The sequence below is a fragment of the Pseudoalteromonas sp. APC 3355 genome, from assembly GCF_030407615.1.
Classification (GTDB): Bacteria; Pseudomonadota; Gammaproteobacteria; order Enterobacterales; family Alteromonadaceae; genus Pseudoalteromonas; species Pseudoalteromonas distincta.
On sequence record NZ_JASDDB010000009.1, the window covers coordinates 142,934 to 168,800 of the forward strand.

20 protein-coding genes are annotated in these 25,867 nt (G+C 37.7%); 2 read left to right on the plus strand and 18 right to left on the minus strand.

Going from position 1 to position 25,867, the window contains the following annotated elements:
• From QMA08_RS13215 to QMA08_RS13265, 11 genes are read right to left on the minus strand one after another with little or no spacing between them, the layout of a single operon-like run.
• Positions 1-522 (minus strand): prepilin-type N-terminal cleavage/methylation domain-containing protein, encoded by a 522-nt coding sequence (locus QMA08_RS13215; protein WP_193225757.1) that lies wholly within the window; start codon positions 520-522, stop codon positions 1-3.
• A gap of 22 nt (positions 523-544) precedes the next feature.
• Positions 545-1,129: a prepilin-type N-terminal cleavage/methylation domain-containing protein gene (locus tag QMA08_RS13220; protein WP_290174695.1), complete on the minus strand. Its 585-nt coding sequence runs from the start codon at positions 1,127-1,129 to the stop codon at positions 545-547.
• Position 1,130: 1 nt separating this feature from the next.
• Complete coding sequence (locus QMA08_RS13225) at positions 1,131-2,351, minus strand: type II secretion system F family protein (RefSeq protein ID WP_182754083.1); 1,221 nt, start codon at positions 2,349-2,351, stop codon at positions 1,131-1,133.
• Positions 2,338-4,065, minus strand: coding sequence for a type II/IV secretion system protein (locus QMA08_RS13230; RefSeq protein ID WP_290174696.1), 1,728 nt, complete (start codon positions 4,063-4,065; stop codon positions 2,338-2,340). The genes QMA08_RS13225 and QMA08_RS13230 overlap by 14 nt, the downstream gene beginning before the upstream one ends.
• Complete coding sequence (locus QMA08_RS13235) at positions 4,062-5,204, minus strand: tetratricopeptide repeat protein (RefSeq protein ID WP_290174698.1); 1,143 nt, start codon at positions 5,202-5,204, stop codon at positions 4,062-4,064. The genes QMA08_RS13230 and QMA08_RS13235 overlap by 4 nt, the downstream gene beginning before the upstream one ends.
• Positions 5,201-6,103, minus strand: coding sequence for an AAA family ATPase (locus QMA08_RS13240; RefSeq protein WP_290174699.1), 903 nt, complete (start codon positions 6,101-6,103; stop codon positions 5,201-5,203). The genes QMA08_RS13235 and QMA08_RS13240 overlap by 4 nt, the downstream gene beginning before the upstream one ends.
• 2 nt (positions 6,104-6,105) lie before the next feature.
• Entirely contained in the window at positions 6,106-7,764 is a 1,659-nt protein-coding gene (gene mshL, locus QMA08_RS13245; RefSeq protein WP_039486073.1) for a pilus (MSHA type) biogenesis protein MshL, read from the minus strand.
• Positions 7,748-8,071 carry an agglutinin biogenesis protein MshK gene (locus QMA08_RS13250; RefSeq protein WP_290174700.1) on the minus strand — a complete coding sequence of 108 codons (324 nt, stop codon included), beginning with the start codon at positions 8,069-8,071 and terminating at the stop codon, positions 7,748-7,750. Before QMA08_RS13250 ends, mshL begins: the two co-directional genes overlap by 17 nt.
• Complete coding sequence (locus tag QMA08_RS13255; protein ID WP_290174702.1) at positions 8,049-8,744, minus strand: agglutinin biogenesis protein MshJ; 696 nt, start codon at positions 8,742-8,744, stop codon at positions 8,049-8,051. Before QMA08_RS13255 ends, QMA08_RS13250 begins: the two co-directional genes overlap by 23 nt.
• Positions 8,741-9,340, minus strand: a complete 600-nt coding sequence (locus tag QMA08_RS13260) for a PilN domain-containing protein (RefSeq protein WP_231619674.1) — start codon at positions 9,338-9,340, stop codon at positions 8,741-8,743. Before QMA08_RS13260 ends, QMA08_RS13255 begins: the two co-directional genes overlap by 4 nt.
• Positions 9,337-10,260 (minus strand): hypothetical protein, encoded by a 924-nt coding sequence (locus QMA08_RS13265; RefSeq protein ID WP_039485798.1) that lies wholly within the window; start codon positions 10,258-10,260, stop codon positions 9,337-9,339. Before QMA08_RS13265 ends, QMA08_RS13260 begins: the two co-directional genes overlap by 4 nt.
• 76 nt (positions 10,261-10,336) lie before the next feature.
• Here QMA08_RS13265 and QMA08_RS13270 point away from each other — a divergent pair, with 76 nt between their 5' ends.
• A complete protein-coding gene (locus QMA08_RS13270) occupies positions 10,337-11,245 on the plus strand; it encodes a pyridoxal-phosphate dependent enzyme (RefSeq protein WP_290174703.1) in 909 nt (302 codons plus the stop codon).
• A gap of 3 nt (positions 11,246-11,248) precedes the next feature.
• Here the strand turns inward: QMA08_RS13270 and QMA08_RS13275 are convergent, their stop codons facing one another.
• The 6 genes from QMA08_RS13275 to QMA08_RS13300 form a co-directional block, all read right to left on the minus strand.
• The gene (locus QMA08_RS13275; protein WP_290174704.1) at positions 11,249-12,937 is read right to left on the minus strand and encodes an EAL domain-containing protein; all 1,689 of its coding nucleotides are present in this window, start codon (positions 12,935-12,937) and stop codon (positions 11,249-11,251) included.
• Positions 12,938-13,164: 227 nt separating this feature from the next.
• On the minus strand, positions 13,165-14,181 hold the full coding sequence (arsB, locus tag QMA08_RS13280; protein ID WP_290174705.1) for an ACR3 family arsenite efflux transporter: 1,017 nt from the start codon (positions 14,179-14,181) through the stop codon (positions 13,165-13,167).
• A 9-nt stretch (positions 14,182-14,190) separates the two neighbouring features.
• Entirely contained in the window at positions 14,191-14,907 is a 717-nt protein-coding gene (arsH, locus tag QMA08_RS13285) for an arsenical resistance protein ArsH (RefSeq protein WP_290174706.1), read from the minus strand.
• Positions 14,908-15,091: 184 nt separating this feature from the next.
• Positions 15,092-17,821, minus strand: a complete 2,730-nt coding sequence (locus QMA08_RS13290; RefSeq protein ID WP_197120459.1) for a response regulator — start codon at positions 17,819-17,821, stop codon at positions 15,092-15,094.
• A 261-nt stretch (positions 17,822-18,082) separates the two neighbouring features.
• The gene (gene ssb / locus QMA08_RS13295; protein WP_039485810.1) at positions 18,083-18,808 is read right to left on the minus strand and encodes a single-stranded DNA-binding protein; all 726 of its coding nucleotides are present in this window, start codon (positions 18,806-18,808) and stop codon (positions 18,083-18,085) included.
• A 20-nt stretch (positions 18,809-18,828) separates the two neighbouring features.
• Entirely contained in the window at positions 18,829-20,196 is a 1,368-nt protein-coding gene (locus QMA08_RS13300) for an MFS transporter (RefSeq protein WP_193225743.1), read from the minus strand.
• A gap of 162 nt (positions 20,197-20,358) precedes the next feature.
• On the opposite strand from QMA08_RS13300, the gene uvrA reads away from it, so the two are divergent.
• On the plus strand, positions 20,359-23,184 hold the full coding sequence (gene uvrA, locus QMA08_RS13305) for an excinuclease ABC subunit UvrA (protein ID WP_290174707.1): 2,826 nt from the start codon (positions 20,359-20,361) through the stop codon (positions 23,182-23,184).
• A 358-nt stretch (positions 23,185-23,542) separates the two neighbouring features.
• On the opposite strand, the gene QMA08_RS13310 is transcribed toward uvrA, so the two are convergent.
• The gene (locus QMA08_RS13310; RefSeq protein ID WP_290174708.1) at positions 23,543-25,684 is read right to left on the minus strand and encodes a winged helix family transcriptional regulator; all 2,142 of its coding nucleotides are present in this window, start codon (positions 25,682-25,684) and stop codon (positions 23,543-23,545) included.
• Positions 25,685-25,867: the final 183 nt, after the last annotated feature.

Below are 25,867 nucleotides of genomic sequence, written 5' to 3' on the forward strand. Positions count from 1 at the left end.
TTAACAGCCCGTAGTAACAAGTGTAATTACTGGAGGAGTTACAACTACAGGGCCTGTCGTTGCAGTAGCTTGCTTATAATCGATACGGCAATCATCTCCTTTTACATAACTGTTAGGGTAAATGATTAAAGTACCATCGGTTGCTGAATCATCTAGATTAAAATCCGCAGAATCATCAGTAGCGAAACTAACATCTAAAAATGCTTCAAATGCAGCAAGGGTTGCTGCTGGGTAACCATAAACTGTATCGACTGCATCCCCTGTATCTACAGTAACTTCAGCCGTTTCCTTTTTGTGATCACTAGCAATAATAGATTTGCCATTCACAATATTCATACCACTGCGAATAGAGCCCTGTAAGCCTTCAAGTGTTGAAGCATTGGCATCACCTTGCAAGTTTAAAAAGCGAGGTGCTGCGGTAACAGCTAAAATGCCTAAAATAACAATTACGATGATCAATTCAACAAGTGTAAAACCTGCTTGTTTATTTATTGGTAAACTTTTTAACGATTGCGTTTTCATAAATAAGCCTCTTTTTAATTACTTAGTTTTTAAATATTTTTACTTTGCCTGTTTTAGCAAAGTATGAAAAACCTGTTAGACCTGATATTTCCCCTGTATTGGTAGGTATACTTTTAACATCAATGGTGTGAGTTAAATAGTAGACGCATTGCGTATTTTCTGCATTGTACCTAACTAAAAAACTTACACTTTTTATTATCGATAATTCATTACTTAACGTACTACTGGGTGCATCTTGTAAAATTATATTTAAAACTTGGCGGCATTTATTCGCACTTATAACTTCTGCACGAGTATCTTTTTTTTCTGTTTCATCGCTTGTTGGTGTACCTAACGTCCCATCAACACCAACTATTACCCCTGCATAGTTAACAAATGTTTTGTTTGACCTGCTGTTTGGCCTACCTTCTAACTCCCATTGTCCTCTAACCATGCCAACAGCTGATGAAAAACTACCTGCTATAGCGTCAACGCTTGCATTATGCGCTTGATTTTTAATACCTATATATTGAGGTATAGCAAAGCTCAAAATGACTGCCAGTAAAATAACAACAATAACTAACTCAAATAACGAGAAACCTTTTGAGAAAGTTATTGTTGTGTTCACTTTAATTCCCTTTGATTGCCGACATCATGTTCCACATAGGCATAAAAATACCCAATGCTAAAATCAGCACCATAATGGCAACAAACACAGTTAAAATAGGTTCTATTTTTGCGGTTAAACTTCGTAAGTCATAATCAACTTCACGCTCATAATAATCAGCAGCTTCTTGAAGTAGCTCATCAACCCGGCCCGTTTCTTCACCTACCGCCACCATCTGTAATACAAGCTGAGAAAACAGCTGAGAACTTTTTGATGCCCTAAGCAAACTATCGCCCTTTTCTATATCTTGGCGCATAGTAATAATCGCTTTTTCCATATAGCTGTTATCTACGGCATGCGCTGTTAGTGATAAACCAGTGGTCATAGGCACACCGGAGCGCAATACCATAGCTAAACTTTGACTGTAGCGCGCAAGCAATGTCCGTTTTAAAATATCCCCAATAAATGGAATTTTTAATTTATATTGATCCCACTTAAAGCGTCCAGGCTCTGTATTTAAATAACGCCTCCAAGCAAAAACAGAACCAATACCCATCACCAATAATAACCACCAGTAGTTAACAAAAAAGCTGCTAGTGCCAATTAATATTTGAGTCATTAATGGCAATTCAGCATCAAATTTTTCGAACATACTGGCAAAGGTAGGAATAACAAAAATATTCAAAATAATCATAGCCGCTACTAGAGCCAAAATAACAAAAGTAGGGTAGCGCATAGCTGCTTTTATACGCTTTCGGGTTTCTTGTTCTTTCTCAAAATAAATAGCGAGTTGATAAAACGCATCTTCTAATCGTCCAGAGCCTTCACCAACCATTACCATTGATACTGTTAAACGGCTAAATACCTCGTTATGTATCGCCATTGCACTGGATAAGTCGCGGCCTTGCTCAAGCTGCTTGGTAACTTCTATTAGTACATTTTTAAATTTTTTATTTTGTGTTGTATCTGCCAACCCAACCATTGCTCGTATAATTGGTATACCTGCTTTTAATAGCGAATACATTTGCCTAGAAAACATAATCATGTCGTCTAGCGTTATTTTTTCGACAAATAAATTATCAAAAATTTTGATGTTATTTTTCGTTTCAACTAAAGAGATTGATATTGGTATAAATTGACGCTTCATTAAACTATCAGCTACGCCAGCTTGGTTACTCGCTTCTAATTGGCCTTTAACCAACATACCTTTGCTGTCTTTCGCTTTGTAGCTATATAGTTGCATCAATATCCCCTACTATTTCTGGGATATATTCAGCCACTTTAAATACTTCATCTAAAGAGGTAATTCCTTGCTTGGCGTAGTTTAATGCCATTGTTGAGAGCGGCGAAAAATTCGCGCTATTTTTAGCGGCTTTTGCAAAACCTTGTGTGTCGTTAACTCGTAATGCATCCATCATTGCATCATCCATTTCGAGCAACTCAAAAATACCTACACGCCCTTTATAACCACTATGGTTACATGCAGTGCAACCTTGCCCCTTAGAAAATTGAGCTTCAGTAACATCTTCGCCTAAATATTTTAGCCAGCTTATTTCTTGATGATCTGGCAAGTACGGTACTCTACAGTCATTACATACTCGCCTTACTAATCGTTGGGCAATAATAGCGCGCAGTGAACTTGCCACTAAGTAAGCCGGTGCCCCCATATCAATTAGCCGCATAGCACTAGTGATTGCATCATTAGTATGTAGCGTTGATAACACAAGATGACCTGTTAAAGCGGCCCTTAACCCAATATCTACGGTTTCTTGGTCCCGCATTTCGCCAACCATTATAATGTCAGGATCTTGCCTTAAAGCGGTCCGTAAAATACTGGCAAAGCTCAGCCCTATTTTATTATTTATTTGTACCTGGTTAATACGACCGATACGATACTCAACAGGATCCTCTACTGTAATAATTTTACTTTCTTGTTGATTCAGCTCACTTAGTGCACCGTATAGTGTGGTTGTTTTACCCGAACCTGTTGGCCCGGTAACTAAAACCATCCCATGTGGACGTTTTATAATGCTGCGCACACGTTTTAATATGTGTACAGGCATACCCGTTTCATCTAATGATAGTAATCCTGCGGATTGGTCAAGCAGGCGCATTACAACTGATTCACCATGCTGAACCGGCATGGTAGATAAACGCACATCAATACTATGGCTGCGCACTTTTATATTAAACCGGCCATCTTGAGGGAGGCGTTTTTCAGATATATCTAATCCCGACATAAGCTTTAAACGTAGCACTAATGCCGATGCTATTTTTACTTGGTTAAGAGTGTGCTCTTGTAATATGCCATCTACACGTTGACGAATGCGAAGCAAACCTTCATCTGGCTCAATGTGAATATCGGATGCACGAACTTGTACAGCATCCTCAAATATTGATTGCAGTAACTTTACAACGGTTGCATCTGATGTCTCATCACCTAAAGAATTTAAATCAAACTCTTCTACGTCTTGATATTCTTCATGAAGTTGTGCTGCAAAGTTGGTAATTTCATCTGTACGGCGATATACGTTGTCAAACGCAGCCATAATTTGGCTTTCTTGAACAACAGCTAAATCTATTCGTTTAGGAGCAAGCATAGTCGCAAGTTGATCAAGGCTCCTTAAATCAGCAGGATCGCTCATCCCGAGCAAAACAGAGTCACCATTATCTTCAATTACTAATGCTCTGTAACGACGCGCATATACTTCAGATAAAAGCTTAGATACATCATGTGATATTTTTCGCTGTGATATATCTAAAAAAGGTACCTGTAATTGCTGCGCTAAAAAGCGTAATAGTTGTGGCTCACTAATAAACTCAAGGGTAATAAGTGTCGAACCTAATTTACGACCTGTCGCTGCTTGAACATTTAATGCTTCACTTAGTTGCGCTTCGGTGATCATGTGTTCATGAACAAGTAAATCGCCTAAGCGCATTTTTAAACTAGGTCTCATACGGCCTCCTTTAGCGCAACTAAACGCTGTAATGCATGCTGAGTCATAGCAGTATTTAATCCACCTAAATCTAGAGCTACTTTGTAAAGTTGTTTAGCATCCAGATATTCTCCCAGTGCATCTTTTGAGGTTGCAAGTGCAAGCCACCACTTGGCTTGACTAGGCTGAAGCTTTGTAAGATGTTTAAAGCTTTCAAGTGCTTTATGGTGCTTACTTGCACTTTGCGCGGCAGTCCCTTGCAGCACCCAAAAATCAAGATTCGCTTGAGGCTCAAATTCATCACTTAAAAGCAGCAATACCCCTTCATACTGTTGTTGCATAATAAGTATTTTGCTTAGCATTACACGCCATTCAAGTACGTGAGGATTTTGGCGAATACCCGCTTGCAAAACCTGCTGTGCAGAATTTATGTCTTGTTGTTTAAAGTAAGTTGCAGCCAGTAAGTTTCGAGCCTCAACATGTAAAGGCGATTGCGCTAAAATCACGTTTAAATCACTTATAGCTTCGTTGTATAAGCCAAACTGTATTGCCTGCTTAGCTGCCGCTAATTGCTCAACCAATAAAGCCTGTGGCGACTTAGCTTCTGCCACGCTTTTAATCATAGTATTTTGAGGCTTAGCTTTAGTAATTGGCGTAATTTTTGGCTTACTCACAGTAACTTCGCTAGCGGCTAACTCTTTATTATTAGCTAGTGCAGAGCTTTGTTTAACCTCGGCAATTACAACCGGCTCAACTACTGGCTGAGAAACCAATAATGTAGCTTCACTCAACTTGGGTTCAGCTAAATCATTCACTTTTGGCTTTATTTGCTCAATTGGCATAACTGCCTTCACAGCTTCTTGCTCAACCAAAGGTTCTGCAGGGCTTTTTTCATATTGGGAGTCAGATAAATTAGAGGTTATAACCGCGACCATTTTTTGCTTTGGTAACACAGCCTCACGTTGGGTCTCTTTTTTGTCGGCGATAGGTAAATACAGGTATGCTAAAAAAATGACACTTAGCATAATAAGTAAAATTACGGCTTTAAATACAATGTTTCTTACATCATATATTGGCTTTACGCTTACACCTTCTTGAATACTTACCTGCTTAGCTTCACGTTGCTCAATATTTTTAAGCATATTATTTATAACGCTCATAACCACTGCCTCCAAACCCATATGGCAGCAACAGCTAAAACACTAAACATTAACGCGCTGTAACTCCAATATTGGCCTGTTCGGTATTTTGCGCAGTCTTCGGTATCTTTTATGGCAAGCTGAATATGGCGATTTGTTATTGTATTTAATCCTTCACCGTACGCTTGTAATAGTGCTTTGTGGCATAAAATATTAACTAATCTAGGAATTCCACGGCTTGCTCTGGCAATCTTAAGCCCCATACTATTATTAAATAAAGGAGGCCTATTAAATCCTGCAACTTGTAAGCGATGATTAATATAATAAACAACCTCAGCGCCAGTCATCGCCCGTAACTTATACGAAAAACTAATACGTTGGCGTAACTGCCTTACTTTATTGTTTGCCAGTTTTTCATCAAGTTCAGGTTGCCCAAATAACACAACTTGAATCAACTTTTCGCTTTCTGTTTCTAAGTTTGTAAATAATCTCAACGCCTCTAGAGTCTCCCAACTCAAGCATTGCGCCTCATCAATCAAAAGCACTACGCGCTCATTATCTTCTTGTAAGTCGAGTAAGTGATGATTTATAAGCTGCCCTAGTGCTTGTTGGTCCAATGCTTTATCTACATCCATACCCAGTTCAATTGCAATCGCCCATCTAAGCTCTTCAGGACTTAAATAAGAGTTAGGTAAATAAGCCACAATGTAATCTGGCTCAAGTTGGTTTAATAACTTTCTACAAAGCAACGTTTTACCTGTCCCAACTTCACCGGTGACTTTAATAAACCCTTCACCCATTTCAATGGCTGTTGTTAGCACTTGCATCGCTTCGTGGTGCGGCTCAAGCGCACAAAAAAATTGTGTGTTAGGGGTTAACGTGAAAGGCATTTCACTTAAATTAAAAAAGCTTAAATACATAGTTAGTTTTCATACCATGTTTTTAAAAGCTGACGGCTTTCACCTTGTTGTTTTTTCCAAGTATCGGGCATAACAACGGTTGGCTTGATTAAGATAATCAGTTCTTTTTTCTCTTGGCGTTTACGAATACTTTTGAATAAATTGCCAAATAGCGGGATATCACCCAGCACCGGTGTTTTAGATTCTTCATCCTGAGTTGACGTTTGCATCAAGCCACCAATAACCACTATTTCGCCACTTTGAGCGCGAATAACGGTATCTGACTCTCGAATGTTGCTTTGCGCTAGAGGTAACTCAAAACGTTGATCGTCTAAAGTAATTACCTTTAGTTGCTCCTCTGTCTCAGTTACTGAAGGGTGAACATGCAAAATGACTGAGCCATACTTATCAATCTGCGGCGTTACATCAAGCGCAATACCAGAAAAGAACGGCGTTAAATCTATCTCAGGCGAGGTAGTTGTAGCAGTACCTGTTACCGTCGTACTTGATACGTTAGTAACAAAATATTCGTCCTGCCCTACTTTTATAACTGCTTTTTGATTGTTTGTAGCCGTAACCCGAGGGTTAGATAACATTTGCACATCGCCTTGGGTTTCTAGCAAATTAATAACCCCGTTAAAGTCACCTTTTTGAATGGTTAGCGATGACGCTCCGCCAATTGCAGCCGAAATACTATTACTAATTGTAGAACCCGCTGTTGTAGCAAACGAAATCCCACCTTCTAAACCACTGGCTATACGCTCCCAGTTAACTCCTTGTTGGTACTCATCTTTTAAAGTTACTTCTATTATTTTTGCTTCTAGAATAACTTGGCGTTGCAGGTTTTCTTGGCTTTGACGTAAAAACTCTTTTAGCTGACTAATTTCACTGGGCAATGCATTTACTGTAACCAAACTAGCTTGTGGGCTTGCAACAACATAGCGCCCATCGCTTGCGCCAATTAAAGACTTAAGGGCTACTTCTAATTCTTGCCAAAAATCATTTTTATTAATTGTTTGGATACGAGAGCCATTTAAATCCAAGCTTTGGTTGTCACCACCAGAGCTACTATTTTGTTGGTTACCACTGCCTGAATTTGAACTACTCGATCCATTGCCACTTTGTGCAAACTGACTAACCCCACCAGCAACAACACTCACTGTAGATTGACCATGACGTTGCATCATCAAGTAGTTTACAGGTATCGTTTCTGTGCGCATTTTGGCTGGTAATACTTGTACAATTCGCCCTTCATTTACAATATCTAAAGGGTACATACGCTTAATAACAGCAATGACTTCGTTAAACGTAACGCTTTTTAGGTTTAAACTAATTGTGCCATTTACTTCTGGGTGTACAGCAACACTAAAAGGAGTATCGTCTGTTAAGCCTGCAAAAAAAGCGCCTATTTCAACATCATTTGCAGCAACATCAAAACGCTTGATAGATAAATCATCACTTATCGTTTGCTCATTATTTATAGATGACAATAAGCTTTGTGTAAGTTCGCTTGGCATTTGTAGAGGCGCAATGGCTTTAGGCTTTGTTGGTTTTTCTACTAACTCTTGCTCTATATGCGTTTTAATCTCTTTACCTGGTTTAAAGCTATGGCAAGCCGTTAAAAACGTAGGCAACAAAAAGAGAACAAGCCACGGGTGAGATAAATTATTTTTTAATTTCATAGTCATATAATTCTAATTTTATTTGTTTATCATCATTTGCTAGCACAACGTGTTTTGAGTTAATGCTTAGCACCCGAAAATCGTCTACAACATCACCCACTCGATAAATATGGCCGGAAATAATAGCCTTAAATGCTGTACTGTTTTTAATAATAGATTGCAATTTAAGTTCTGTACTTTGCTTAGTGGGACTATTGTTACTCACGAACATATTTGGCTGAGTCGGATCGCGAAGTTGCGCAAGCGCACTCGGCGCAATAATGTAAAAAGCCAAAGTACAAATACTATAACGCGATAAATTTTTCATTAGCGCTCACTGTAGCTATATGTAGGACGAGTTCAGCTTGAGGGTACTCTAGTACCTGATAACTAAACTCTTGTATTAATAACTTATTTTGATTGTTTTTTAATGCAGCTAAATATTTTTGTAAGTCGAAATAACTGCCTTGTAAAGTAACCACCATTTGATGCTCAAAAAATAATGTTTGCGTATCATGCTCACCGAGCTTTTCTACATCGATAGCCCGTGCTGGTTTGACATTAAAGCTACTTACTTTCACATCGCTACTATCTACGAGCAAATCTTTTAAAACGGCAGGTACATTTTTAGCAGCAACAAAGCCTTGGCTAAAACTATTAAGTTGATTATTTATTTCGGCTAATTCGTCTCTAGTTTGTGCAATTTGCCCGCGTAAAACCTTAGTGTAGTCGTAGTTTAGTGCTTGATTTAACATGGAAAGTTGCGTGTTTATCTGCTGCAACTCTTGCAGCGTTATATTGTGCTTTGAACGTATATTGGCAACTTCATCTTGCTGTGGAAAAATAACAAACCAGAGACCGAGGTAAATCACTATAAACAGACCAACAAATAAGGTGGAATACTTTTCTCGTTTTTGTAGCGATGCAAACTGCGTTTTATATTTGACCCACAATGGCGAACCTTTGCTTTTATTGTTCGGGCTAATTGCTTCTTGGCTCATGGTCTATCGCCCTCATCACTAAGGTCTGTCGCTACATTAAATTTACTCACACCGTCTTGCGTCGAAAGCTCTAAAACTGAAAACTCTTTATCAATAAAAAATGACGATTGTTTTAAATTACTAAACCAAATAGGTAAAAATTTTGACTGCGATACTTGTCCTTGAAGCGTCACACTTTTCCCTGCAAACTTAATGTGGGTCAACCAAATGTTAGGTTCGTGATACTTTGCCAAATCTTGCATTACCTGAGCGTAATCGGTTGTAGATTGATCTGTGCTTAGCTCTAAATAGGTAAATATTTGCTGCTTATGCAAAACCTCTTGCTGAAGTGTTTTTAGCTCATTAATAAATAGTGCTTTATTTTGCTTCTCTGCCAACTGCTGTTTTACAACTTCTAACTGAGCTTTTCCTTGCTTGAGGTATTCCTTATTTTGTTCTAAATCAAGCTTATTAGAATATGTTTTATAACTATAAAAAGCCCACGTGATTGCAATGATTAATAGCGCACCTAACCACAACGTAATCATTCCCGATAAAGGGACTGGGTCTCGCCGCACTCGAAGGGTTTTATGATAAAAGTTAATCCGGGTTTTCATAGCACAGACTCAGGATCTGTTAATTGATAGGCTGCACCGAGTGCATAATAAAAATTTGGCTCTAATTGCTGCGCTAGTTCTAAGTTAGGCTCAAAATCTACAACCTTTACTTGTAAAAACTCTGCAAGGCCAGCTCTAAGAGTTAATGACGATAAATCGTCGCACTGTAACTGAATGCTGCGAATTGGTGGTTGCTTGAGCTGGCTTTCAAAAAAGTCCATCGAACGCTGAATTTCTAACCCTAACGCATCTACTAACTCTTGGTTTTGATCTTTATCAGCAATACCTAAAAAACCGTTTAATCGCCTAGCTAAAACTAATTGCCCATCACGAATAATTAAGATTCGAGGCTCATGACTAGCATGCTGCACAATCAGCATGTGTGCCTCTTTATGCGTACCAAACAAGGTGACTAACACCATCTCCTCAGAGGTCATTGCACGTAAAACGGGCTTGGTCTGTCCAAAGCTGTCTATAAACGGAAGCAGCTGCAGCTTATTAGTAATAAATACATTCATTTTGCTGCTTTGCATTGTGAGTGTTATTGGGTAATCAATAAAATCAGCCACAATATTTTCAGGGGCTATATCAACTAAATCTTTTGTAGTCCAAGGGAGTGACTGAATTATTTCTTCATCGCTGAGATTTGGTTTATCCATTTGCACTATTTGATAAAAATAGTGCGGTATAACTAAATTAACGGCACAAATATCAGTAGAAACCTCATTTGTACAAGCAACAATTGCAGCGGTATAATCAGTTTGCTCAGACACATTAACACTGTGAGAACTGTGAACCATCCATTGGTCGCTTTGTTTTTTTAAACATACTGCGTTAACAGTATCTGCGTAAGTTGCAACACCAATAGCTGTATTTGGATCTAAACTACGATTTAACCACGAAAACAGCTTTTCTTTCATATAGCTACTAATGTTAATTATGTATGAAATAAGTGTCGTACATTTTAACTACTTTGCCAAATTGAAAACCAACAAAATGCATGAAACATTCAAAATAGATGAAAATAACCAAATACAACAAATAGATAGCTCGTTTCTAAAAAAGAGAAATATTTATTTAGGTATAAAACGTGATGATTTGCTTCATCCGTTAATAAGTGGCAATAAATGGCGTAAATTAAAATATAATTTAGCGTACATGCAAAAGATAAATAAGACAGAACTTCTGACTTTTGGTGGTGCATTTTCAAACCATATTCACGCCTGCGCAGCTGCGGGAAAAGAATTTAATATAAAAACTCACGCGATTATCCGCGGACCAGAACTTGATAACAACAATCCAACAATTCAGTTTGCAAAACATTGTGGTATGAACCTACATGTTGTTAATCGTATAGAATATCGAAAACGTCACGACACCGAATACCTTAATGCTCTGCAAGAGCGTTTTCCAAACGCTTATATCATCCCTGAAGGTGGTACAAATGAACATGCTTTATTAGGGTGTCAAGAGTTAGTACAAAGCTTACCCGAACATAGCTACTTAGTTTGTCCTACAGGTAGTGGTGGCACGCTTGCTGGACTAATAGAAGGCAGTGCTTCAACAACACAAGTTATTGGTATAGCGGTATTAAAACAAGCTGAATATTTAAATGAAGAAATAAAAAAGCTGAGCGCTAAAGCTAATAACCAAACTAACTGGCAATTACTCACAGAGTTTCATGATGGGGGTTATGGTAAGTTTTCACCTGAGTTATGGCAGTTTTGCCAAGATATGGGCCGCACTTATAATCTGCCACTTGAGCCTATTTATAGCGGAAAAATGATGTATGCATTGTGGCAGCTTATTGAGCAAGATTATTTCCCATCTGGGAGTAAAATTATTGCTGTTCATACCGGCGGGCTTCAAGGATTAAATGGGCTTAAATATAGAGGGTTAATCTAGACCTTAATTAAATACCGCTTGCGTAAACTCTTGAAGCGGCTCTGAAAAGTAAAAACCTTGAGCTCCTACCACTCCCAATTTGGTAAGCGTAAGTAGCTCTTTTTGAGTCTCTACGCCCACCGCGTATACGGGTAGATTTAAAAGACTAGCGGCTTCGACTATCTTTTTTATTTTATTTTGATTTTGAATTTTTTCATTTAATAAATGAACCAGTTCGTATGATAACTTAAGCCCACATACTTGGTTATAATCAACTAGCATGGCTACTTTCTCACTGCTTTTTACATTATCAATCACAATATGTGAATGCCCTTTTTTAATAACATTAAGTGCATTAGTTATCGACTCTCTATGAGTAAAAAATTCTGCCTCACTTATTTCAAATTGTAATTTAGTATTTAACTTAAGCTCTGCCATTTGACTGGCTAACCACTCCCAAAATACAGTATTAAACCAATTTTTAGGGTGTAAATTTACACTAACTGTTAAAGCCGAAGACTCACTGAGCATTAGCTTTTTGACTTGTGTTATTACAGCTTTATCTAATATTAAAGCGTCTTGATCACTATAAACCTGTTTAATAAAATAACGAGCGGCCAGTAAACCAAGTTGGCTATGCCTCACCCGAATAAGAGCTTCATGCTGCAGGATATCTCCACTAGAGAGTTCAAATACAGGCTGAAAGAATAATATAAACTTATTCTTTTTAATGTTTTCTATAACCTGCTTGCTAGAGAGGTGTTTTTCTTGGCAGTGATTTAACGTTAGACGGTGGCAATGCTGCAATAGGCTGCTTTGTGATAGCGCGAGTGCTGATTTTGCTAACTTATAAACCGCCACTTGATCAGCGCCTAATTGATAATCACACGCACCTATTTTAATATTTTTATGAGTAATATTTTTTTGATGATTTTGACATATTAAAAACACATTTTTATGAAGCTTTTCAACGTAGCTATTCAACTCGCTAATAGAAATGTTTGGTAAGGTAACCGCTAAGTAATTAGAGTTTAGTATTTTTACCGACACATCTTTAAGTTCGGCTAATTTTTTAGTAATTAAGACTTTAAAATTGGCTTCTATATCCGTTTTTTTATCAAAGCTACAATTACACTCAATAAGTAAAAATAAGTTATGTGATGCAGTATTAACTCCATACAAAGAACTTAAATCACATTTTTTTGCCTGTTCGATTAGTTGAGTATTTTTATGCCTTTGTTGAATAATTTTAGTCGGCTGTATAACTGTATTTTTAAGCATTACTTTACGGTTTACTTTTAACAGGCTCCACCAGCGATAAGACCAATTAGCAGCGCCTAGTATAATCAGATTTAAAAATATAAATAAGTAGCTTTGTGTTACCCACACTGGATAGTGATAAAGGCTCAAACTTAACGTTTTAAAAGTAAAAACTTCTCGTTCTAAATTTACTAAGTTCCTAAAGTGATCTGAAGAATTTTGCACCTCTAACTTAAAGCCTTCATTTTTAGCTAATGCGACCAACACTTCATTATTTATAGAGGGAGATAAATTTAATTCATAAATGCGTTTAACAAACTGCTGCCCAGAAACATGTGCTTTTTGATGTAATGTATCATTTAAAATGAAATTAAAACTAATAAGTATCATCAAAAACAAAACAAAAGAGATACCTTTGAAGTACTTTAAAAGCCAGAGTTTACTCTTTTGCATAGCCTGCCACTCGTTATATTAATAACTAAAGTGTTGTTCAATATCTATAGAAGCACAAGGCTGCAAACTAAGTTTAAACGTTTATTAATAGCACTAAACAAAAAACACTCAGATAAACGAGAGCTTACAAAAATAAACAGCTATGCCCTTTATTCTGTAAATAGATGAAAGCCATCGACAGATCATTTTAAAAAAGTATGCCAGCAGAGATTATGCTGCATACCGCCTTAATTAAACCAATGGCGTGTTTTATTTGCAAAGTATACCAAGCTTAGCATTACGGGGACTTCTACCAACACCCCCACCACAGTGGCAAGTGCAGCCCCAGAATCTAAACCAAATAATGAAATAGCAACCGCAACAGCTAGCTCAAAAAAGTTTGAAGTGGCAATCATGCATGCAGGCGCCGCTATGTTATGTGCAAGCCCCATTTTTTTAGCTGCAATATAAGCAATCGCAAAAATACCGTAAGTTTGAATTAAAAGCGGGATTGCAATAAGAACTATTGCCTCTGGTTTTTCTATTAATGTATGCGATTGGAAACCAAACAATAGCGCTACTGTCGCGAGTAAGCCAATAATAGAATAAGGTTTCATTACCTTTAAAAAGTTATTTAAACACGTATGGTCATCTTCTTTATCAAGCTTTTTACGGGTAACAGCACCGGCTATCAGTGGGATAAGTACATACAATACCACCGATAATAACAGTGTATCCCAAGGTACATTAATATCAGTCACACCAAGTAATAGCCCTGCAATAGGTGCGAAGGCAAAAATCATAATTATGTCATTTATTGATACCTGCACTAAGGTGTAATTAGCATCGCCTTTTGTCAATTGACTCCACACAAACACCATAGCGGTACAAGGCGCAACACCCAACAAAATCATACCAGCTATATATTCTGTAGCTGTTTGTGGGTCAACAAAATCGGCAAAAATACCTTTGAAAAATAACCAGCCTAGTAGCGCCATAGTAAAGGGCTTTATAAGCCAATTGATAACGATAGTAAGCACTAACCCTTTTGGTTTTTTACCTACATCTTTAATTGATGAAAAATCAATTTGCACCATCATTGGGTAAATCATCAACCAAATAAGTACTGCGATTACAATATTTACATGGGCATATTCAAAACCAGCAATTAAGCTAAATGCACTTGGCATTATATAACCAGCTACAATACCAACAGTAATAGCTAAGGCTACCCACACAGAAAGATAACGTTCAAATAATCCCATTGTTCTATCCTAAATAGAGCTTTGATTAACGCGTTGGCTAAGTTCTTCTGCAGATTCCACACGTTCAGAATAACGATCTACAAAGTAATCTTTTTGATCTCGTAATAACAAAGTAAATTTTATCAACTCCTCCATAACATCAACAATCCGATTATAAAGTGGAGAGGGTTTCATGCGCCCATTCTCTTCAAATTCTAAATGAGCTTGTGGCACTGAGGACTGATTTGGTATTGTTACCATACGCATCCAACGCCCCAATACACGCAGCTGATTCACTACATTAAATGATTGCGAACCACCACAAACTTGCAGCACTGCGAGTGTTTTACCTTGCGTTGGCCTTACACCACCTAAATTAAGTGGTATCCAATCAATTTGGTTTTTGAATATACTCGTCATTGAGCCATGACGTTCTGGAGAGCACCATACTTGCCCTTCTGACCAAAGCATTAAATCTCGTAACTCTTGTACTTTAGGGTGTGATTCATCTTCACTATCTGTTTGAGGTAAACCTTCAGGATTAAAAATTTTAACCTCAGCACCAAAATACGTTAATAAACGTGCACTCTCCTCTATTATCAACTTACTATAAGAACGCGCTCTTAATGATCCATATAACAATAAAATTTTAGGTTTGTGCTCAGAAAAACTAACGTTAAAATTTTTAGTATGTGGAACAACGCTGTGTGTTTTATTTGTATTTGGTAACCCATTAACTTCTGACATTTATAACTCAACCTTTATCAAGTTAATATACGAAAAATCGAATATATGAAATTTCACATACATACACACGTGAGTCAAATTCTATTTTATAAATTTTTTTGAGTTATTAACAAATCGGCTCAAGCCAATGGAAGGGATTGCGGTAGGTATTTGATAAAAATATTAAATTATATGTATAGCGCAACTATTTATTTAAACAGCGAATTATAGTTTCACGTAGTTTTTGTGTTTTAATGGGTTTTGCAACATGAGCATTCATGCCAATGGATAAGTATCGTGTAATATCATCTTTCATAACATTAGCTGTTAAGGCAATTATTGGAATATTTGCGATAGTTTCATCACTATCATTACGAATAATTTGAGTCGCCTCAACACCGTCCATGATAGGCATATGAATATCCATTAAAATTATATCAAACGGCTCTAATTTTACTGTTTGGATGCACTCTAATCCATTATCAACTAAGTAAACCTGAGCGCCGCTATTTTCTAGTATGTTGGTAACTATGAGTCGATTGATTGAATTATCTTCCACAACTAATACTTTAATACCCGCCAGCGACTGTTCACTCACAGTATTTACTTTAGGCACTTCATTAAAAGAACCGACTACTCTACTTTTAACCTCCTCATACAAGACACTCGAATAAACAGGTTTTTGCAAAATTGTGTTTATATTTATTTTGTTAGCCACATCATTAAGTAAAACCTCATGATCCCTTGTAAGTACAATTATATTATTGCAAAGCTGGGGATTAATATTATAAATACGCGTTAAAAATGTTTCACTACTCATCGCTGGCATTATCCAATCGACAATAATGACTTTAAATTTTTCTTTATTCTGTTCAATAATATCAATAGCTTGCTTAGCAGACGAGCACGCAGTACATGCTAGACCCATAGCTGTAAGCTGATTTTCAATTACTTTAAGGTCCTCTTCATTATCATCTATAATTAATACATCAAACGGATCAGTAAAGATTAGGTTAGGCGTATCATCAATCAACGCTTGGTTGTTCAATTTAACTTCCACCGAAGCTACAAACTCACTACCCACACCTTGAGTGCTGTGTACTGTTATATCACCACCCATCAATTGGCATAAACGCTTACTAATTGTTAAACCTAACCCTGTACCACCAAACTTCCTAGTTGTAGAACTATCTGCCTGAGTAAATGATTCAAATAAATTGCTAAGATTATCCTCAGCGATGCCAATACCTGAGTCTTTAACTGTAAAATATAAGCAAACACTTTGCGGATCGTCTAATAACTTTCTTGACTCAATTAAAACCGATACAGTGCCGTGAGGGGTGAATTTAATTGCGTTAGAGCATAAATTTAACAGCACCTGATTTATTCGCACTACATCGCCGATTAAGTCCAGTTTAACTGCCTCATCAATGACAATATCAAATGTGACCCCTTTACTTTGGGCCAATTCATTGAAGGTTGCTTTGATATAATCAACAATCGAATTTACAGAAAAGGGAAATTCTTCAAGGTTAATGTTTCCAGACTCAATTTTTGAAAAGTCTAAAATATCGTTAATAACCACCAGGAGTTGATCTGAGGAATATTTAATTTTATCTAAATAATGCTCATACTCACCAGGTAAACCTTTTTCGAGCAAAATATTAGTCAAACCAATAATTCCACTCATAGGGGTTCTAATTTCATGACTCATATTTGCTAAAAACTCAGACTTAGCGGATGTCAGATGCTCTGCTTCCTCCTTGGCGTGCAAAAGCTCTTCAGTGCGCTCTTTAACGCGCGACTCTAATCTTTGCTTTTCTTCATCAAGCTCTTTTAAAAGTTGAATACGGCGTTGGTTTAAAAACAAAACAAAAACTAAAAAACTGCTAAGAATAAAAATAATTGCAGTAGCGCTGTAAATTAATATTTTATTTTTCTCAAAGTAAGTTGGCTCGTAATAAGAGATAATTGACTCTTCTGGCAAGCTCTGCGGAGCAATATTAAACTTACTTAATTGTCGCCAATCATATGAGTATGTACTAAGCCCTTCACCACTAATTTCATTTAACGCTTTGTTTTCATTATAAAAAACTATTGAATCGGCAATGCGTTTACCTATTTTTTCACCCGACAGAACATACCCACCAACAACACCCGAGCCTAATAGTACTTCCCAATAGCTAAACACTGGCGCCGGACTTTCTTCAGTTAATCGCTCTACTAGCTGATAAGGGCTAAGTGATTTATTATCGTAACGCCTAAAAATGGGGGTAAATAAAATAATTGAATCTGCTGGGGCATTTCTTACTCTGGTGAGTAATTCTGGTAATGGAAGATCAAACCACTTTTCTACATTTAAATACGAAAAATCACGGTTAATAACCGAAAATAGTCCTCGATGAAAGCTCATACCAATATCGTTTTTTGTATCTAAAATCACGATCAATTTTTTAGGCTTCATTAAATTAACAGCATTTGCTGTTGCTTGCGCATAATCTAATTTAGCTTGGATCACAGCTCCGCTGGTCTTTTTTGGTAGATTAAACTGGGCGCCTGGCTCTAAGTATATTCGTGGAGCATTTATAAAAAAATCATCTAATTGAGATAGTAACGTCGCTGCAGATGGCGACTGAGTAACGATGATATCGATGTGCTTATTTTTATATTTTTGTTTGAGGTAGTCTTTCATTAACTGTTTTTGATTAACTTCATCAAAGCGATTTACATCCATATTTTCGACAAATAGTTCATAACTAAAAGAACGTTTTGTAAGCTCTGTACGCAGCCCAAGCTCAACACTTTTATACCAAGGCATATCTTGATTTGTTGAATTTATAAATAAAATATGAGTAACATTTGAAGGAGTTTGAGCGTGTGAACTAGGGCTCAAGAATTGAAAAACAAGAAATAAAAATAAGATATTAGTTTTCATGTTTCTCATTGTGTAATCAGGGGAAAGTAGTTTAATGGTAAGTGTTAACGATATATATATCAATTAAATACAAGATAAAATTTACTGTAATTTAACATTACCAACAATACTATTTCACTTTACAGCCTAATGAGGTCTTATATTGATAGTTTTTTGATTATCATCACAGCGCAATACGCATAAAAAACCCAGTACGAATACTGGGTTTAGAGTAAAAAGTGTAAAGAATCTAATTATCTTTACACTGTAAAAGTTGGAAAACTAGAACGGGATATCGTCATCAAAATCAATGGTTGGTTCCATTGGGTTTGATGCACCACCTTGCGGAGCACTTTGTGGTTTAGGAGCGAAACCACCTTGCTGCTGCGGTGCACTATTTTGTTGTGGTGCAAAGCCGCCTTGCGGTTGTTGGTATTGATTATTTTGTTGTGGTGCTGGCGCTGACTGAGGTTGCGCTGCAGGTGCTGCTTGCTGTTGTGGAGCATAACCACCTTGTTGCTGGTTATTTTGGCCTTGATTATTTTGGCCGTAACCACCGCTTTGTTGAGCACTTTGCGCTTGATTACCTTGGTAACCACCACCTTGTTGCCCACCTTGTGATTGATTACCTTGGTAACCACCACTTTGTTGATCGCCACCACGTGCGCCCAACATTTGCATTTGACCAGTAAAGCCATCTACGACTATTTCTGTAGTGTACTTTTCTTGGCCTTGTTGATCGGTCCACTTACGTGTTTGAAGTTTACCTTCAACATAAATTTGTGAACCTTTACGACAATATTCACCAACAATTTCAGCTAACTTGCCAAAAAATACAACACGGTGCCACTCAGTTTTATCAACCATTTGGCCAGTGTTCTTATCTTTATAGCTATCCGAAGTTGCTAGGGTAATATTTGCTACACCGTTGCCGTTAGGCATATAACGAACTTCAGGATCTTGCCCTAAATTACCAACCAAAATTACTTTGTTCACACCGCGTGCCATGGAACCATCTCCTATAAATGTTAGATTAAACCAGCGACTTTACGCGCTTGGTCTAGGTCAAATTCTTTATCATTAATCTTTAAATAGCTGCGACTTTCATCGCGAACCACAGTTGCTTCTATTACACCTGGTAAAGCAACTAACTGAGAAGCAAGTACTTGAGCATGCTCTTCAGAATCTAATTTGGTCATTAAACTAATAACTTTACTTTTGGGTGGGACTTGCATTTTCCACGCAATAATAAGCCATATTAACCCAACAAGTGCCGCTGCCGCAAACACAGCTTGCGTCGTTGTAGTTTGTGCTACATAGCCACCTAACATACCGCCCAAAAAGGCGCCTAAAAACTGACTAGATGAGTAGCCACCCATTGCTGAACCTTTTTGGCTTGCAGGTGCTATTCGCGATACAAGCGCAGGCATAGTGGCTTCTAAAAAGTTAAACGCCACAAAATAAAGCAGCATACACACTGCAATGCCTACTACACTATTAACCCATACCGACATTGCTAACATACTAATAGTTAACAAGGCTACTGAGCCAATGAACGCTTGTTTTTCTTTCTCTTTTTTAATGGCCACAATCATTATTGGTACCATTAATAAAAAGGCTAAAAATAGCACTGGAATATACAAATACCAGTGATGGTCGGCAACCAAGCCATCTTTAATTAATTGACTCGGCAGTACCACAAAAATTGTGGTTAGCGTTAAATGCAATAACAGTACACCTGCATTTAATCGTGCTAACTGAGGGTGTTTAATTAATTTTTTAATGTCGCTAAAGCTTGCTAATGTATCGCCTTTGGGCGCTTTACTTACCGCCTTTGGCACTAACATGGTTACTATAAATATACCAAAGACAGCTAAAATAGCAGTCAACCAAAATACACCAGCAATACCCCACGAAGCGGCGACAATTGGCCCAAGTAACATAGCAAAAGCAAAGCTCATGCCTATGCTCATACCAATAACGGCCATTACTTTTGGCCGTTGCTCATCACGGCTTAAATCTGAAGCAAACGCGAGTAGCGCACTGGCTATTGCGCCCATACCTTGTAAAGCACGGCCTACAGTAACCATTTGGATAGAGTCAGCTAATGCAGCAACTACAGAGCCAATAGCAAATACAACTAAGCCACCAACAATAACCTTTTTACGACCAATCTTATCGGATAATCGACCCATAGGTATTTGTAATACAGCTTGCGTTAAACCATACGCACCAATGGCAAAACCAATCCAAATAGGCGAAAAACCTTCAAGCGATTGTCCATAAATAGCCAATACAGGCATCAGCATAAACAAGCCGAGCATTCTAAATGCAAACACACTCGCCAGTGATACAGCGGCGCGTTTTTCTCGTGAATTAAGTGAAGATGCGGTCATTATCTGCGTGATCTTACTCTATGAAAAATTGAGGTTGGGATTCTACCATAAGCTTGGCAATAATTAATCGCCTATAAGTAAGGATTTTTCATTGATCAAGGATTAATATTGCTTCGTATTATGCGATACTGAGTAAATAATTTTGGTAATAAACGAGATAGCATGGAAAACATTGAAGTCCGAGGCGCCCGAACGCACAATTTAAAAGACATCAGCCTAACCATCCCACGTGATAAATTAATAGTTATTACGGGTCTATCTGGTTCGGGGAAGTCATCACTTGCATTTGATACGCTTTATGCAGAAGGACAACGCCGATATGTTGAATCACTCTCTGCGTACGCAAGACAATTTTTATCGCTCATGGAAAAGCCTGATGTGGATCACATCGAAGGCCTCTCTCCTGCCATTTCTATTGAGCAAAAGTCAACGTCTCATAACCCGCGTTCAACCGTAGGTACTATTACCGAAATTTACGACTATTTACGACTTATGTTTGCCCGCGTTGGCGAACCACGATGTCCTACACATGATTTACCACTTGCTGCGCAAACCGTTAGCCAAATGGTAGATACTGTTTTGGCTCTACCTGAGGGCAGTAAATTAATGCTGCTTGCGCCAATAGTAAAAGAGCGTAAAGGTGAGCATGTTAAGTTATTAGAACAGCTATCTAGCCAAGGTTACATTCGCGCCCGTATAGACGGTGAAGTATGTGACTTATCTGATCCTCCAACGCTTGAGCTTCATAAAAAACATACAATAGAAGTTGTTGTAGACAGATTTAAAGTAAAAGATGGCTTACAACAACGCTTAGCAGAATCGTTCGAAACTGCACTTGAAATGTCTAATGGTGTTGCACATGTAGCATATATGGACGATAGCAGCGCTGAAGAGATTCTATTTTCAGCAAATTTTGCCTGCCCTACTTGTGGCTATGCAATGACTGAACTTGAGCCGCGCTTGTTTTCGTTTAATAACCCAGCTGGTGCTTGCCAAACCTGCGATGGCTTAGGTATACGTCAATATTTTGATCCTAATCGCGTAGTGCATAACCCAGAGTTAAGCCTTGCTGGCGGTGCAATTAAAGGCTGGGATAAACGCAGCTTTTATTACTATCAAATGCTGCAAGCGGTTGCAGATCATTACAATTTTGATTTAGATGTGCCTTATCAAGATTTAGACAGCGACTCGAAAAAAATTATATTAGACGGCTCTGGTAGCACTAAAATTGCGTTTAATTACCGTAACGACCGTGGCGATTTAATTACGCGTAACCATGAGTTTGAAGGCGTTTTAAATAACATGAATCGGCGCTACCGTGAGACCGAGTCAAACTCTGTACGCGAAGAGCTTGCTAAATACCAAACAAGCCAAGCGTGTCCTAGCTGTCATGGCTCGCGCTTACGCGAAGAATCTCGAAATGTATTTATTGGACAAACCAACTTACCTGCAATCACATGCATGAGTATTGGTGAAGCCATGGAATTTTTTGAAGGTTTAGAGTTAACCGGACAAAAAGGCCAAATAGCTGAAAAAATATTAAAAGAAATTCGCGACCGCTTATCGTTTTTAATTAACGTTGGCCTAAATTATTTATCACTTGAACGTAGCGCCGATACATTATCAGGTGGTGAGGCTCAACGTATCCGCTTAGCCAGTCAAATTGGTGCCGGTCTTGTAGGTGTAATGTACGTACTAGATGAGCCATCAATTGGGCTACATCAACGCGATAACGACCGCTTACTACAAACACTAATCCATTTACGCGACTTAGGTAACACCGTTATTGTGGTAGAGCACGATGAAGATGCTATTCGTGCTGCTGATCATATTATTGATATTGGTCCAGGTGCGGGGGTTCATGGTGGGCATATTATTGCTCAAGGTACGCGCGACGATATTTTAGCAAGCAAAGAGTCTGTTACGGGCCAATTTTTATCAGGCGTTCGTAGAATAGAAATACCAAAAGAGCGTCACCCAACGAACGACAAATGGCTAGAGCTATTTGGCGCAACGGGTAATAACCTTAAAAATGTGGATTTAAAAATTCCATTTGGTTTAATGACCTGTGTGACTGGTGTATCGGGCTCAGGTAAATCAACGCTAATAAACGATACTTTATTTAAACTAGCTCATACAGAGCTAAATGGCGCAACCACTGCCGAAGCGGCACCGTATAAATCAATTAGCGGTTTAGATCATTTTGATAAAGTGATCGATATTGATCAAAGCCCAATTGGTCGTACTCCTCGTTCAAATCCGGCAACCTACACAGGTATATTTACCGGCATTCGTGAGTTATTTGCAGGCACACAAGAAGCGCGTTCACGTGGCTACAAAGTAGGTCGCTTTAGCTTTAACGTTAAAGGCGGACGCTGTGAAGCGTGCCAAGGTGATGGCTTAATTAAAGTTGAAATGCACTTTTTACCTGATGTGTATGTACCGTGTGATGTGTGTAAGAGCAAACGCTATAACCGTGAAACGCTCGAAGTACAATACAAAGGTAAAAACATACACCAAGTACTTGAGATGACTGTTGAAGACGCTCATGATTACTTTGATAAAATACCGGCTATTGCGCGTAAACTTAAAACGCTGATGGACGTTGGTTTATCGTATGTCCGCTTAGGTCAAGCCGCTACCACGCTTTCAGGTGGTGAAGCGCAACGTGTAAAACTAGCACGCGAGCTATCAAAGCGTGATACAGGTAAAACACTCTACATATTAGATGAGCCAACAACAGGCTTACACTTTGCTGATATTGAACAGCTGCTTGTTGTACTTCATCGCTTGCGCGATCACGGTAATACAATTGTCGTTATTGAGCACAACCTCGATGTTATTAAAACAGCAGATTGGGTTATCGATTTAGGACCTGAAGGCGGAGCTGGTGGTGGTGAAATACTCATTGCAGGTAAGCCAGAAGAAGTAGCCGAATGTGAGCGTTCACATACTGGGCATTACTTAAAACCTCTATTAAATAAATAGAGGTCCAGTTGTGACAAATTAATCGGCTTTGAGGTTATTTAACTGTCGAGATTGCACTTAATTAAAAATGGCGAGAAGATTCACTTCTCGCTATTTTTTGGCTCTAATTTTTCTTTTATCAACATAATACCAATCCGCAATAATACTTAATCATTTTGCGGGGCTAAACGTGTCGCTACCTGTGTTAAAAAATTCTCATTTAGAACAACTAAATAGCGAATTTTTTGCCTAGCTACCAACACGTTTTTCCAGCCTCAAAATAGCTTATTTAATTAAGCGAATTGGTATAACAATCGAAAATGTTATTAAAGAAAAACAACACACTGCTGCAAATTTAACCTTGAAAGATCAACAGACCCTAGTTATTCCAACTTATCTGTATTATTTGCATGTCTTTATATTTTGATTCTGTAAAGAAAATTTGATTGTTATCACTAATAAAAAATGCGACAGGTTTAAAATCCACGTGCACATCTTTTACTGTTTTATCTTCTAAATTAAGCCGAGCAACTCTTGAAATAGCATCAGAGTAGTAGAGGTAATTACCATTAATGGCAAAAAGTTGTGCTTGTCGCGCGTCTTTGGGTAATTCCCAACTCTGTTTATTTGATAGTTTAACTAACTGATTATTAGTAATTGCATAATTAGTACCGTCAGCGCCTGAAATTAATTTGTTGGCTTTAATATCCTCTAATATAGTTGTGTCTCGCGTTAATAAATTAAACTGAGCAAATAGGTTTTCTGAACCACTTCGCTCTAAATAAATTATACTTTCATTATCTTTAGACCATACATAGTTTAGTATTTTTCGCCCTTTAAACTCAGCTATGGTATAGAGTTTGTTCGACATAACGTCAAAAAATGCAATATCGCTATTAACTCTTAATAAAACACGATCTTGCTTACTCGATACTCTTAGCCCGCCAATAGCAAAGGTAGATTTCCCTTCATAAGTAAAGTTACTAAGTTGCTTTGTAAGTCCATTTTGAGATAACCACAACTGACTGCTGCCAGAGCGCTCGGATACAAAAATATGCGCTGGCCCTTTCTCATTAATGACTTCTACAATGTGGTAGTCGTCTTCATCACTTTTGTAGAGTGGTTCATACTCAGGAGTTTCGTTAAAAAGATTAGTCGCTTTAATTAACGAAAATGCTTGTGTTTTATTTGCTGAGTAAAAGAGGCTATTAGCAGATTGAACTGCAATATAATAAGGTGAAATTGCTGGGGTAACCGTTAGTGTGCGTTTAATAATATTATTTTCATCAAACACAATGGTTGAAAGGTCAGAGTCTTCAAAAACAATCACGCCTTTATCGTCTGCAAGCCAGTCAAACGCGAAGCTAATTATGCTTTTCTTTGCTTTAAATAATCGCTTGGTTTCATGGGTCTCAAAGTTGTAGCTAAATACAGAAAAAGGCTTACCCTTTTGACTAAGTATATATGCTATTTTATTACCTGAAGAAGATAAGCGCGGCATTATTACGCCATACATTACACCTGGTGGTGGAATAACAATGGACTCTTTTTGTAACTCTAAATCATATTTATATAAACCTGAACCCTCATGCTCATTTTTATATTCGGTGTAATAAATATGCTCACCACTTTCGTCTACTTGCGCATAACCTGTGTATCTAAGGTCGCACTTTTTAATTAATGTAGCCTCACCAACAATAGGAAACTGGCTTAAATCAACCAGTACCATTTCGCACTGCTGTTGTTTTAAGTTTGTAGCTTGTATAAGCACTGCGTGCTGATTTAACTGCCACGATAAAATAGATACTTGAAAGCCAGGATAGGTAATTTCAACTTCCCTTTGATCAGATAGTCGCTTTACAAATGCATGCATTACGTCATTTTCAGGTTCAACATTTGTATAAGCTAAATATTGTTTATCTGAGGACATCTCAGGGTGAACCTCACTGCCTATATTCCACGTGCTTGCTACCTTATTAACCGTGATCTGTTTAATCTTTTCGCTAGAAGGTGCATTAATAAAAAACAACCCAAACCATACTAAAGAGCACAGGCAAATAATGACGAGTAAAGAATAAATCAAAAACTTTTTACTGTTCTTTTTTTGAACTGGTTGAGAAGTAGTTGCAGTAGCTATCTCTTCATTTTTGGCAGAAATACCTGGTGAGTCAGGCAAAATGTTTGCAGGCTCATTAGAAACGTTTGCTTTCGTTAAACGCTCAGGTATTACTGTTAGGCTATATCCTTTACGGTAATGCGTTTTTAAAAGCGGCGCTTTTTCAATTGGATGGGCAAGCTGCTTTCTTAACTCTGAGATTGCACGGTTAATCGCATTATCATCAACAAAGCTCTGTTGCCATACACTCTCAATAAGCTCTTGGCGGGAAACAATTTGTTGAGGCTTGTCTATAAAGTGAAGTAATAGCTTTACTAAGAGTGGATCTAATTCCCTTTCTAAATGGTTTGAAGTAATCACACAGCGATTACTAATAAATTGCCAAGGTCCGATTTGATAATTCATAGTCTTTACGTATTTTTATTTTTATAAACCGTATCACATCTACACTTTATTTTATAGAAAAAGCATTTTAAACCTTATATTAGCATTATAAGGTTTAAGGCTAACCCTCTAAATTAAAACAATTATTTAATTTAAAAACCTTATCTATTAATTGCTCATAACTAGATAAGCGACTCTCAATAA